Raw genomic sequence first — 13,285 nt, forward strand, 5'->3', positions numbered from 1 at the left:
GGGCCCGGGCTGATGCCCGGGCCCTTCCCGCGTTTCCGAACGCCTGCCGCCGTTACTTCTTCTCCTTCGGCGCCTCGGCGTCGGTGGACAGCGCGGCGATGAAGGCCTCCTGCGGGACCTCCACGCGGCCGACCATCTTCATCCGCTTCTTGCCTTCCTTCTGCTTCTCCAGCAGCTTCCGCTTACGGGAGATGTCACCGCCGTAGCACTTGGCGAGGACGTCCTTGCGGATCGCGCGGACCGTCTCGCGGGCGATCACCCGGGAGCCGATGGCCGCCTGGATCGGCACCTCGAACTGCTGGCGGGGGATGAGCTTCTGGAGCTTGCCCGCCATCATCACGCCGTAGCCGTAGGCCTTGTCCTTGTGGACGATCGCGGAGAAGGCGTCCACCGCGTCGCCGTGCAGCAGGATGTCGACCTTCACCAGCTGGGCGGACTGCTCGCCGATGGGCTCGTAGTCCAGCGAGGCGTAGCCGCGGGTCTTGGACTTCAGCTGGTCGAAGAAGTCGAAGACGATCTCCGCGAGCGGCAGGGTGTAGCGCAGCTCGACCCGGTCCTCGGACAGGTAGTCCATGCCCTGGAGGTTGCCGCGGCGGGACTGGCAGAGCTCCATGATCGCGCCGACGAACTCGTTGGGCGCGAGGATGGTGCCGCGCACCACCGGCTCGAACACCTCGGCGATCTTGCCGGTCGGGAACTCGCTCGGGTTGGTGACGGTGTGCTCGGTGCCGTCCTCCATGACCACCCGGTAGACCACGTTCGGGGCGGTGGAGATCAGGTCGAGGTTGAACTCGCGCTCCAGGCGCTCCCGGATGATCTCCAGGTGCAGCAGGCCGAGGAAGCCGCAGCGGTAGCCGAAGCCGAGCGCGACCGAGGTCTCCGGCTCGTACACCAGCGCGGCGTCGTTGAGCCGCAGCTTGTCGAGGGCGTCGCGCAGCAGCGGGTAGTCCGAGCCGTCCAGCGGGTAGAGGCCGGAGAACACCATCGGGCGCGGGTCCTTGTAGCCGCCGAGCGCCTCGGTGGCGCCCTTGTGCATCGAGGTGATCGTGTCACCGACCTTGGACTGCCGGACGTCCTTCACACCGGTGATGATGTAGCCCACCTCGCCGACGCCGAGGCCGTCGGCGACCTTCGGCTCGGGCGAGATGACGCCGATCTCCAGCAGCTCGTGGGTCGCGCCGGTGGACATCATCGAGATCCGCTCGCGCTTGGTGAGCTGCCCGTCCACCACACGGACGTAGGTGACCACGCCGCGGTAGGAGTCGTACACCGAGTCGAAGATCATCGCGCGGGCCGGGGCGTCCTTGACGCCGACCGGGGCCGGGACGGTGTTGACGATGTGGTCCAGCAGGTCCTCGACGCCCAGGCCGGTCTTGGCGCTGACCTGGAGCACGTCGGAGGGGTCGCAGCCGATGATGTGGGCGATCTCGGCGGCGTACTTCTCCGGCTGGGCGGCCGGCAGGTCGATCTTGTTGAGGACCGGGACGATCGTGAGGTCGTTCTCCAGCGCCAGGTACAGGTTGGCGAGGGTCTGCGCCTCGATGCCCTGGGCCGCGTCGACCACCAGGATGGTGCCCTCGCACGCGGCGAGGGAGCGGGACACCTCGTACGTGAAGTCCACGTGGCCGGGGGTGTCGATCATGTTGAGGATGTGCGTCGTCCCGGCGTTCGGACCGGTCTTCGGCGCCCACGGAAGGCGGACCGCCTGCGACTTGATGGTGATGCCGCGCTCACGCTCGATGTCCATGCGGTCGAGGTACTGGGCGCGCATCTGCCGGGGGTCGACGACGCCGGTGATCTGCAGCATCCGGTCTGCGAGCGTCGACTTGCCGTGGTCGATGTGGGCGATGATGCAGAAGTTGCGGATCAGCGCCGGGTCGGTACGGCTGGGCTCTGGCACATTGCTGGGGGTCGCGGGCACCTTGGTCCGATTCTCCGTTGGTCCGGGGCCGGGGGTGTCCGGGTCATCGCTGACCGGTTTCCCGGGGACCGGACGGGCTCGTCCGATCGAAATAGTCCCTGCCATCTTCCCACGACCGCGGGGCGGGCCGCCGTTCGGGCACCCGGGGCCGTCCGGGGCCGCCCTCGCGAGCGGTCGGGGGCGGCCCTCGCGGGCGCCCGGGTTTGGGGCGGGCAGCGGGCCCCTGGTAGCGTGGGCTGCTGCACCCGGCCTCGGCATGCCCTCTCAGCTGGTCCGACGGCCACCGGGTGCGAACCCGTTCAAATCCTTAGACAAGACTGAGGCTCCTTCGTGGCGAACATCAAGTCCCAGATCAAGCGCAACAAGACCAACGAGAAGGCGCGCCTGCGCAACAAGGCCGTCAAGTCCTCGCTGAAGACCGCTCTGCGCAAGGCCCGTGAGGCCGCTGCCGCCGGCGAGACCGAGAAGGCCACCGAGCTGGCCCGCGCCGCCTCCAAGGCGCTGGACAAGGCCGTGAGCAAGGGCGTCATCCACGCCAACCAGGCCGCCAACAAGAAGTCGGCCATCACCAAGCGCGTCAACACCGCCGTCCAGGCCTGACGCCCCGGGGTCTTCGACCCCCACCGCTTCGGAGCGACCCGGCCCTCTACCCGGCCCCCCGAGGCGCGCAAGACTCGCACCGCACGCGGCCTGCGTTCGCCACGCGGGTGCGGTGCACAGAAGCAGTGCGACAGGCGTCGCAGCCGGCCTCTCCCCGAGGCCGCTGCGGCGCCTGTCGCGTTCCGCGGCCCGGCGGCTATCGTCGGTCGGGTCCGACCGGGGTGCGGGGAGCACCTCGGCGCCAGGTCCAGGGGGGAACTTCCATGACGACGCCACCGCCGCCGCAGCCACCGAACGGACCGGGATACGGCTTCCCGCAGTCACCGAACGGACCAGGGTACGGCTTCCCGCAGCAGCCGCGCGGGGGCGCGCAGCCCGTACCGGGCGCTCCCGGCCCCGCGGGCGCCGGCGGCTTCGGACCGCCGCCGGGGCTGCCCACCGCGCCCGGCCTGCCCGCCGCCCCCGCCCCCGGGCGGAGCGGGAACCTGCGGCGCAACGCCGTCTGGGCGTTCGTCGGCGCGGTGACCGTCTCGATCGGCTGGGCCGCCGCCGTGACGGCCGTCCCCGGCCTGGTCAGCAGCGACTCCTCGCCGCGCGACCTGCGCGGCTACCACCTCTCCGACGACTTCTGCGCCACCGGGAAGCCCACGAAGCTCCTGCAGACCTACTCCGTCTCGGACACCTCCAAGCCGACCCACCACACCGACCGGCACCCGGCGTTGGACAGCATGAACTGCTCGATGTCGCTCAAGCGCACCGGCGGCACCAGCGACAGCGAGTCCGCCACCCTCTACATGCGCGTCGACCTGCACAAGGCGGTCAACCCGGCGCCCGAGCTGGAGGCCAACAAGGAGCTCTACCGGGCCCGCGGCTACCAGGTCACCGACATCGCGGGGCTCGGCGAGGAGGCGTACTTCCTGTACAAGGACGACGGCTCGGACCAGTACCACAGCGTCTACGCCGAACTGGACATCCGCGACGGCGGGATGACGTACTACGTCACCTACTCGGCCGGCTACACCGAGGGCAAGGGCAAGCCGCCGACCAAGGAGGAGCTGCGCACCGCCCTCCAGTCCGACGGGCAGGACACCGTGCGGGCCATGAAGAAGTAGCGCCGGGGCCCGCGGCGCCGGGCCGTCAGTAGGCGGGCCGGGAACCGGCCCGGGAGGCCCGGGCGACGGCGACCACCGCGCGCTCCAGGGCGTACGCCGGGTCGTCCGAGCCGCCCTTGACGGCGGCGTCGGCCTGGGCGATCGCGGTCAGCGCGGTGGCCACCCCGTCGCCCGTCCAGCCGCGCATCTGCTGGCGGACCCGGTCGACCTTCCACGGCGGCATGCCCAGCTCGCGGGCCAGGTCGCCCGGGCGCATGTTCCGCCCGGCGCTCGCCAGCCGGCCGATGCTGCGCACGCCGGAGGCCAGCGCGTAGGTGATGCCGGTCGGCGGCTGGCCGACGGCCAGCGCCCAGCGCAGCCGCTCCAGCGCCTCCGCGGCCCGGCCGGTGACCGCCAGGTCGGCGACCTCGAAGCCGGTCGCCTCGGCCCGGCCGCTGTAGTAGCGGGCCACCACCGTCTCGTCGATCGTGCCCTCGACGTCGGAGGTCAGCTGGTTGCAGGCGGCCGCCAGCTCGCGCAGGTCGCTGCCGAGCGCGTCCAGCAGCGCCTGGCAGGCCTCCGGGGTCGCGGAGCGGCCCAGGGTGCGGAACTCGCCCTTGACGAAGGCCAGCCGCTCGCTCGCCTTGGCCAGCTTGGGGCAGGCCACCTCGCGCCCGCCGGCCTTGCGCCCGGCGTCCAGCAGGCCCTTGCCCTTGGCGCCGCCGGCGTGCACCAGCACCATGATCACTTCTTCGGCCGGGGCCTCGATGTACGCCTTGACCTCCTTCACGGAGTCGGCGGAGAGGTCCTGCGCGGCCCGGACCACGATCACCTTGCGCTCGGCGAACAGCGACGGCGTGGTCAGCTCGGCCAGGCTGCCGGGCTGCAGGCCGCCGGGCGGCAGGTCCCGTACGTCGGTGTCCGGGTCCGCCGCCTTCGCCGCCGCCACCACCTGGGCGACCGCGCGGTCCAGCAGCAGCTCCTCCTGGCCGACCGCGAGGGTCAGCGGGGCGAGCAGGTCGTCGGGTGCACTCTTCCTGGCCATCGCCTACCAGCATCCCACGGGCCGCGGACACTCCCGCCCGACGGAGCGGGCGGCCCGACCTGGACAATGTCCGGGTGAGCGAGAACCACACCACCGACCTCCCGGCCGTCGACGACCCGTACGCCCGGCAACTGCTCGTCCTGCCCGACCGCGACACCGCCGAGGAGGCCGCCGAGGAGCTCGGCGCCGCCCAGCCCGACCTCGGCGAGCTCGAAGTCGTCCGCGACGCGCTCGCGGGCGAGGACGACGCCGAGGACGCCCAGTGGCTGGTCGTGGCCGAGGCCCCGGAGAGCGGCTGGACCCCGGCGCTGCTGCACGCCCTCGACCGCCTCGCGGCCGGCTACGAGGGCTGGCGCGAGGAGGCGTGACGGCCTGAGGGCCTGAGGGCCTGACGGCTTGAGGGCCCCTGATCAGAGGTGCGGGGACTCGGGCGCGCCCCCGAGCCGCAGCTCGCCGACACCGTCCAGGACCTTCTCCGCCGAGGCGACGTGGCGGCCCGCCGTGACGACGTCGCGCAGGCAGCGGTCGAGCGGGGTGCGCTCGGTGTAGACCGCGGCCGATCCCGCGGCGTCGTACAGGAGTTGGACCGCCTCCCGGCAGGCCCGGTGGGCGAACCGGCGGGCCAGCGCCGCCGTGCCGCGCTCCGGCGCCAGGCCCGCCGCCTGGGCCGCCCAGGCCTGCTCCAGCGTGCGGTACACGTAGGCGTCCGCCGCGCCGATCAGCGACTCGGCGTGCGCGAGGTCGGCCCGGACCCCCGGGTAGGGCAGCGCGGTGCGCCGGGGGGACAGCAGCTCCCGGGCGCCGGCCAGCGCGGCCCGGCCGATCCCCAGCGGCACGCCCGCCATCTTGAGGGCGAGGTTGTCGGCGCGCAGGTGGAGCGGCTCCGCCCGGGTGCCGGACGGCGCCAGGGCGAAGGTGTGCCGCTCCGGGACGAACAGGTCGGCGACCTCGATGTCGTGCGAGCCGGTGCCGCGCAGCCCGGTGGTGTGCCAGGTGTCCAGCACCCGGACCTGCGCGGCGTCCAGGACGGCGACCCTCGGGGTGCCCTCCGGGGTCAGGAACCCGGCCAGCACCCGGTCGGCGTGGGTGATCCCGCTGGCGTGGGTCCAGCGGCCGGTCAGCAGGTGGCCGCCGCCGTGCCGGACCGACCGCCCGGCCGGCGGCAGCACCGTCGCGGTGATCAGGTCCGGGTCCGGGAACAGCTCGGCGAAGACGTCCTCGGGCAGCGAGACCACGGCCAGCGAGGCGTTCAGCGCGACGGACGCGCACCAGGCGACCGAGGCGTCGCCCTCGGCCAGCAGGTCGATCGCCCGGGTGGTCTCCGGCACGGTCAGCTCGACCCCGCCCAGCCGCGGCGGCAGGGCGGCCCGCAGCAGCCCGGTGGCCTTCAGGCCCGCCAGGACGTCACCGGGGATCCGGCCCAGCCGTTCGGTCTCCGGCGCGGTGGCCGGCAGGCCGGCGGCGTAGCTCCGTACCCGGTCCAGGACCGAGGCGGCGGTGCGGGCCGTCCCGGTGCGGGGCGTACCGGTCCGGGGCGTCCCGGTCCGGGGCGGCAGTTCGAGGGTGGTCATCCGGTCCTCCTGGTTCGGCGGGTGCGGTGGGGTTCTCCGGGGCGGCGGGTCACAGGTCGTTCAGCGCCTTGTCGAGCTCGGCCGCCAGGGTCGGGAGGTACGGGGCGCGCATGACGCTGTAGTGGTCGCCGGGCACGTCGACGCTCTCCGCCCGGTCGCCGAGCAGCTCCAGCCACCGCCGGGTGGTGGCCGTGCTGGCCCCGTCCATCGCCCGCAGCAGCCGGACCCGGCCCCGGTACGGGACGGGCCGGTGCTCGGCCAGCGCCCGGCTGAGGCGCAGGAACCGGCCCGCGAGCCGCTCCAGGGTGGCGCCGTCGATCTCCTCCGGCAGGACGCCGGCCCGCCGGGCCCGGGTCAGCAGCTCCTCGACCGGGGAGCCGCCGTCGACCGGCTCGAACTCCTCCGGCCCGGGGTTCCAGTCGTGGCCGGCCAGCCCGGCCAGGTCACGGGCGAACCGGGCCAGCAGCGCCGGCTCGGCGGCGGGCTCGGTGCGGCCGGGCGGTTCGAGCAGGTCCACGGCCGCGACCAGCTCGACCGCCGCGCCCCGGTCGGTGAGCAGCCGGGCGGTCTCCAGGGCGATCACCCCGCCCATCGACCAGCCGCCGAGCCGGTACGGGCCGTCCGGGAACCGCGCGGTGATCGCGTCGGCGTAGTGCGCGGCCAGTTCGGCCACGGTCCTCGGGGCGGTCCGCACCCCGGGGTCCGCTTCGGGGTCCGCTTCGGAGTCCGCTTTGGAGTCCGCTTTGGAGTCCGCTTCGGCGTCCGCTTCGGGGTACTGGAGGGCGTGGACCGGCTGGTCCCCGTCCAGCAGGGCGGCGAGCCCGGCGTAGCAGAGCACGTCGCCGCCGACCGGGTGGACCAGGAACAGCGGCGGCCGGGCCCCGGTGCCCCGGACGGTGACCAGGGCCGCCCGGCCCTCGTCCTCGGCCCGCTCGCGCAGCACCCCGGCGAGCGCCTCGACGGTCGGCCGGGCGAGCAGCGTGGCCACCGGCAGCGAGCGGCCGGTGCACTGCCTGATCCGGGCCATCATCCGCACCGCGAGCATGGAGTCGCCGCCGAGGTCGAAGAAGTTCGCCGTGACGTCGAAACCGGCGGGGTCCGGGGCGGCGTCGGCGGTCGCCGCGGGAGTGCCGAAGAACTCGGCCCAGATCCCGGCGAGCAGCCGCTCGGCCGCGTCGCGCGGGGCGACCGCCCCGCCGGGGCGCGGGGCCGCGAGCCCGGGCGAGGGAAGCCGCCGGCGGTCCACCTTGCCGTTGTCGGTCAGCGGCAGCTCCGGCAGCAGGACGATCCGGGCGGGCACCAGGTACCCCGGCAGTTCGCGGCCGAGCGCCGCGCGCAGCTCCTCCTCGGAGGCGTCCGCCACCGCGTAGCCCACGAGCCGCCGCGGGCCGCCGCGCTCGCCCTCGGCCACCACGGCCGCCGCCCGGACGTCCGGCCGGCGCAGCAGCGCTGCCTCGACCTCGCCGAGCTCGATCCGGTGGCCCTGGATCTTCACCTGGAAGTCCGCGCGCCCGAGGAACTCGATGTCGCCGTCCGGCAGGTAGCGGCCGAGGTCGCCGGTACGGTAGAGCCGCTCCCCCGTCACCGGGTGGCGCGGGAAGGCCGCGCGGGTCTTCTCCTCGTCGCCGAGGTAGCCGCGGGCCAGGCCGGTGCCCGCGATGTACAGGTCGCCGGGGACCCAGGCCGGGCGCGGCCGCAGCGCCTCGTCCAGCACGTGGAAGCGCTGGTTCCGCATCGGCCGGCCGTACGGGATGCTCGTCCGCTCCGGGTCCACCTCGGTGATCGGGTGCAGGATCGACCAGATCGAGGCCTCGGTCGCGCCGCCCAGGCCGACGACCCGCGCGTCCGGCAGGACCGCGGCGACGGCGCCGGGGAGGGTGACGGGGATCCAGTCGCCGCTCATCATCACCAGCCGCAGCGGGAACGGGCCGCCGAGTGCCCGCACGTGCTCGACGAACATCTCCATCAGCGCGGGGACGCTGTTCCAGACCGTCACCCGGTGCCGGGTCACCAGGTCCAGCCAGGCGGCCGGCTCGCGCTGCGCCGGGGCGTCGGGCAGGACCACGGCGCCGCCGACCGCGAGCAGGCCGAACACGTCGTAGACCGAGAGGTCGAAGTTGAACGCCGACAGCGCCAGCACCCGGTCGTCCCCGGTCACGCCGAACCGGTCGTTGACGTCCCGGATCGTGTTGACCGCGCCGGTGTGCTCGATCATCACGCCCTTCGGCACCCCGGTGGAGCCCGAGGTGAAGATGACGTACGCGAGGTCCTCGGGCCGGGCCGGGGAGGGCGGCAGCGGGCCGTCCGCGCCGGTGTCCTCCGGCTCGGTGTCGACGTGCAGCGCGCGGGTGCCGTCCGGCAGGTCGAGCCCGGCCGCGACCGCCGAGCGGGTCAGCACCAGGCCGATCCCGGCGGCCTCCACGATCATCCGCAGGCGCGGGCCGGGCACGGCGGCGTCGACCGGCACGTAGGCGGCCCCGGTCTTGAGGACGGCCAGCGCCGCGACGACCTGCTCCCAGCCCTTGTCCAGCACGATGCCGACCAGCGCGCCCGGGCCGGCGCCGTCCTCGATCAGCCGACGGGCGATCCGGTCGGACCGGCGGTCCACCTCGCGGTAGCTGAGGGTCCGGGCGGCGGTGATGACGGCGGGCGCGTCCGGCCGGGCGGCGGCCTGCCGCAGGAACGCGTCGTGCAGCAGCTCGGCGGGGACGGGGCCGTCGGTGGCGTTGACGGCCCGGCGGACCGCCAGGTCGGCCTCCGGCGCGAGCACGGCCGGCGGGCGGCGCCACGCGCCCTCCTCGCACAGGCCGCGCACCAGGTCCCGGTAGGCCTCCCACATCCCGTCGACGACGCCCTCGGGGAACACCTCCTCCACCACGTCCCAGTTCAGGACCAGCTCCCCGGCCTCCTCCAGGGCCTGGTGGTCGAGCCACACCTGCGGGGTGCGCACCGAACTGGAGGCCAGCTCGCCGGCGGTGCCGAGCGCGGTCAGCGCGGTGAGCGCCCCGCGCTGCTCCGGGCCGCCGTCGGCGGTGTTGTCGGTGTTGTCGCCGTCGGCGGTGTTGTCGGCGGCGGCGCTCCGGGCGGAGAAGCCGATCGTGCTGGTGAAGACCACCGGCATGCCCGCCAGGCCCGTCCCGCCGCGGGTGCGGTTGAGTTCGCGCAGCACCTCGACGCCGCTGACGTGGCCGTGTTCGAGGTCGGCCAGCAGCTGGTCCTGGAGGCGCGCGGCGCCCGCGGCGAAGGCCTCGCCGGGGGCGGCGTCGACCTCCAGCAGGGTGGTGGCGCTGAGGTTGCCGACCACCCGGCCGGCGTCCTCGTGCAGCGGCCGCCGGTGGAACGCCAGCAGGTTGAGCGTGAAGCGCGGCGAGGCGCTCCAGGCGCCCAGCACCTGCGCGTACGCGGCGCACAGCGCGGCCGAGGGCGAGAGGCCCGCCGCCGCGGCGTGCTCCTTGAAGCGTCGCCACGCCCCGGCCCCGACCCGGGCCGTGCGGTGGACGAACTCCGGCCGCCGGGGCGCCGGGCCCGGACGCAGCGGCAGGGCGGGCGCGGGCGGCAGCGAGTCGACGCGGGCCCGCCAGTAGGCGAGCGACCGCTCGCGTCCCTCGGCGTCCGCCCCGGCGGCGGCGAGCACGTAGTCGCGGTAGGTGACGGCCGGGGCGGGGGTCGCGGGCGCCCCGTGGCGGTAGGCCTGCGCCCACTCCCGGAACAGCAGCCCGGAGCTGCGGCCGTCGATGATCAGCGCGTCGAAGTTGAGGTGCAGCCGGGTGGTGCGGGCGTCGAGCAGGGTGGCCCGGACGTCGAACAGCGGCCAGGCCTCGGTGTCGAAGAGCTGGTCCCGCATCTCCCGGTGGATCGCGGCCAGCCGGCGCTCCCGCTCGGCGGGGTCGCAGGCCCGCAGGTCGACGGTGGCGATCCGGTACTCGGGGACCTCGGCGAGCACCCGCTGGTGCCCGTCCCGGGAGACGACCGCGCGGAGCATGTCGTGCCGGTCGACGAGCTGCCGGAAGGAGGCGGCCAGCCGGTCCGGGTCGGTGTCGGTCAGGTCCACCTCGACCAGGAAGGAGGTGGAGACGTTGCCGAGCTCGAAGGCGTCGGTCCGGCCGACCAGGTAGGCCTGCTGGAGGTCGGTGAGCGGGAACGGCTCGTGGCGGGCCGCCGGGTCGGCGACCAGCGCCGTCCCGGGCCGTCGGGCGTCAGCGCCGCTGCCGCTGCCGTCGTTGTCGCCGCGTGCGGCCCGGACGGCGTCGGCGATCGCGGTGACGCTACGGCCGTCCAGCAGGTCGCGCAGCGGCAGGTCCACGCCGAGCCGCCGGGCGAGGGTCTGCCGGATGTCCATCGCGATCAGCGAGTCGACGGCCAGGCGCCGCAGCGGCAGCTCCCGGTCGTCGCCGGTGACGGCCGCGCCGCGCGCCCGGCCGACGATGCCGGCCACCAGCTCGACGACGTCCTCGACGGGTCCCTGCCTCGCGGGCGGCTCCGTCGCGGGCGTCTCCGTCGCGGGCGCGGTGGGCGGCAGGGCGTCCGGCACCGCCTCCAGGCGTACGCCGTCGGCGAGCGCCACCGGCGTACCGTCGGGGCCGACCAGCCGTACCTGCGCGACCAGCGACCCCTCCGGTGCCGGCGCCCCGGTGCGGCGCGGGGCGCCGGTCCAGAGCCAGTAGCGCTCGCGCTGGAACGGGTACCCGGGCAGGCGCACCGGCGGCCCGGCGGGCTCGCCGTGCACGCGCGCCCAGTCGATCCGCGCGCCCCGGGTGTAGAGCGCGCCGAGGCTGTCGAGGAGGGTGCGCCGGGCGTCCTCCCCCGGGCGCAGCGACGGCAGGACCACGGTGTGCCCGGCCGCCCGGACCTCGTCGAGCAGCGGCGAGGCGGGCCCGAGCTCGACGAAGGTGCGGTGGCCGTCCCGCAGCAGCGCGGCGAGGCCGGCGGCGAACCGCTCCGACCCGGCGGCGTCCGGCCCGGCCGTCTCCGGCGCGGCCGCGTTCCGGAGCGTACGGGCCGCCACCAGCGCGTCCTCCGGGCTCATCGTGCCCGTGACGCACGCGGCCACCAGCTCGCCGGTGCCGTGGCCGAGGACCGCGGCGGGCCGCACGCCCCACGAGCGCCACAGCTCGGCGAGCGCGTAGCCGACGGCGAACGGCGAGAGCCGGCCGCCGGGCGCCTCGGCGCACTGGTCCAGGGCGCGGCGGAAGACCGGCTCGGCCTCAGCCAGGACGGCGACCGCCTCGGCGTCCGGCCCGGCCAGGGGGCCGGTGGCGCCGGTGAGGAGGAACACCGGGCCCCGGCCGCCCTCCGGGGTCCGGGTGCCGACCCGGACACCGGGCGGCGGCTCCTCCTCCCGGCGGGTCCGCAGGAGGAGGTCCCGCAGCTCGGCGGCCGAGGAGGCGACGGCCGTCAGCCGGTGCGGGAAGTGCGCCCGGCCGAGGCCGGTGGCCCGGCAAACCGCCGCCAAGCCGGACCCGCCGGCCGCGCCCGGCCCGTCGTCCGCGAGCAACTCGGTGTAGCGGTCGGTGAGTTCGGCGAGCGCGGCCGGCGACTTGGCGGACAGGGTCAGCAGCCGCGGCCCGCCCGGACCGGCCTCCCCGTCCCCGACCTCCCCGGCCTCCAAGGCGGCCGGGGCCTCCTCGATGATCACGTGGGCGTTGGTGCCGCTGATGCCCTGCGAGGACACCCCGGCCCGCCTGGGCCCGTCCGCCCCCGGCCAGGCGGCCCGCTCGGCGACCAGCTCGACCGCGCCCGCCGACCAGTCGACGTGCGGGGTGGGCTCGTCCGCGTACAGGGTGGCGGGGAGCGTGCCGTGACGCATCGACAGCACCGTCTTGATCACCCCGGCGACGCCCGCCGCCGCCTGGGAGTGCCCGATGTTGGGCTTCAGCGAGCCCAGCCGCAGCGGCCGGTCCCGGTCCTGCCCGTAGGCGGCCAGCAGGGCGCGCGCCTCGATCGGGTCGCCGAGCTCCGTGCCGGTGCTGCTCGCCTCCACCACCTGGACGTCGCCGGGCGACAGCCGCGCGTCCGCCAGCGCCTGCCGGATGACCCGCTGCTGCGCCGACCCGCTCGGCGCGGTGAAGCCGTTGCTGGCACCGTCCTGGTTCACCGCGCTGCCGCGCACCACGGCCAGCACCGGGTGGCCGTGCCGCCGCGCGTCCGACAGCCGTTCCAGCAGCAGCACGCCCACGCCCTCGGAGAGCCCGCTGCCGCCGGCCCCGGCCGAGAACGGGCGGCACCTGCCGTCCGGCGCCACGCCCTGCATCCTGGTGAACTCGGTGAACAGCTGCGGGGTGGACATGACCGTCACCCCGCCCGCCAGCGCCATCGCGCACTCGCCGCCGCGCAGCGACCGGACCGCCAGGTGCAGCGCGACCAGCGAGGACGAACAGGCCGTCTCCACGGTGATCGCCGGACCGCGCAGGCCGAGCGTGTACGAGATCCGGCCGGACGCCGCGCCGCCCACCGCCCCGGTGGTCAGGAAGCCCTCGGCCTCCTCGGGCACCTCGCCGCGCCCCAGCCCGTAGTCGAGGTTCGACAGGCCGGCGAACACCCCGGTCTCGGTGTCGCGCACCGACTCCGGGTCGATCCCGGCGTCCTCGAAGGCCCGCCAGGCGGTCTCCAGCAGCAGCCGCTGCTGCGGGTCCATGGCCAGCGCCTCACGCGGGCTGATCCCGAAGAAGCCGGCGTCGAACTCGGCCGCGTCGTACAGGAATCCGCCGGAACCGGTCAGGCTCCGGCCGCCGCCCTCGGGGTCGTACAGCCCCTCCTCCCAGCCCCGGTCGCGGGGGAACGCGCCGACGCTCTCCCCGCCCTCGGCCAGCAGCCGCCACAGCGCGTCGGGCGAGTCGACCCCGCCCGGGTACCGGCACGCCATGCCGACGATCGCGATCGGCTCCCGCTCCCCCTCCTCCAGCTCGCGCAGGCGCCCGCGCGCCTCGTGCAGGTCGAGGGTGAGGCGCTTGAGGTATCCGAGCAGCTTCTCGTCCGATGCTGATGCCATGACGGATCGGTCCTCCGTGGGGATCTGGTGGGCTCGTGGTCGTAGGGGGTGGGGGGTGGGGCGGCGGAC

Annotated in this window: 7 protein-coding genes; 3 read left to right on the forward strand and 4 right to left on the reverse strand. The window is 75.2% G+C overall.

Annotation, left to right across the window (positions count from 1 at the left end):
- Positions 1–52 precede the first annotated feature (52 nt).
- Entirely contained in the window at positions 53–1,921 is a 1,869-nt protein-coding gene (gene lepA, locus ACFRQN_RS22790; RefSeq protein ID WP_063780165.1) for a translation elongation factor 4, read from the reverse strand.
- Between the two features lie 330 nt (positions 1,922–2,251).
- On the opposite strand from lepA, the gene rpsT reads away from it, so the two are divergent.
- Positions 2,252–2,521, forward strand: coding sequence for a 30S ribosomal protein S20 (rpsT, locus tag ACFRQN_RS22795; protein ID WP_030309778.1), 270 nt, complete (start codon positions 2,252–2,254; stop codon positions 2,519–2,521).
- Positions 2,522–2,784: 263 nt separating this feature from the next.
- Complete coding sequence (locus tag ACFRQN_RS22800; protein ID WP_380741691.1) at positions 2,785–3,633, forward strand: hypothetical protein; 849 nt, start codon at positions 2,785–2,787, stop codon at positions 3,631–3,633.
- A gap of 25 nt (positions 3,634–3,658) precedes the next feature.
- Here ACFRQN_RS22800 and holA read toward each other — a convergent pair whose 3' ends face one another.
- Positions 3,659–4,657 (reverse strand): DNA polymerase III subunit delta, encoded by a 999-nt coding sequence (holA, locus tag ACFRQN_RS22805; RefSeq protein ID WP_375877524.1) that lies wholly within the window; start codon positions 4,655–4,657, stop codon positions 3,659–3,661.
- A gap of 74 nt (positions 4,658–4,731) precedes the next feature.
- Here holA and ACFRQN_RS22810 point away from each other — a divergent pair, with 74 nt between their 5' ends.
- Positions 4,732–5,025 (forward strand): hypothetical protein, encoded by a 294-nt coding sequence (locus ACFRQN_RS22810; protein ID WP_049657893.1) that lies wholly within the window; start codon positions 4,732–4,734, stop codon positions 5,023–5,025.
- 42 nt (positions 5,026–5,067) lie between these two features.
- Here the strand turns inward: ACFRQN_RS22810 and ACFRQN_RS22815 are convergent, their stop codons facing one another.
- Positions 5,068–6,228 (reverse strand): acyl-CoA dehydrogenase family protein, encoded by a 1,161-nt coding sequence (locus ACFRQN_RS22815; RefSeq protein WP_380741693.1) that lies wholly within the window; start codon positions 6,226–6,228, stop codon positions 5,068–5,070.
- A gap of 49 nt (positions 6,229–6,277) precedes the next feature.
- On the reverse strand, positions 6,278–13,216 hold the full coding sequence (locus tag ACFRQN_RS22820; RefSeq protein WP_380741695.1) for an amino acid adenylation domain-containing protein: 6,939 nt from the start codon (positions 13,214–13,216) through the stop codon (positions 6,278–6,280).
- Positions 13,217–13,285 lie beyond the last annotated feature (69 nt).

Origin of the sequence: Kitasatospora sp. NPDC056800 (genome assembly GCF_042789775.1) — a bacterium.
In the GTDB taxonomy this organism is placed as follows: Bacteria; Actinomycetota; Actinomycetes; order Streptomycetales; family Streptomycetaceae; genus Kitasatospora.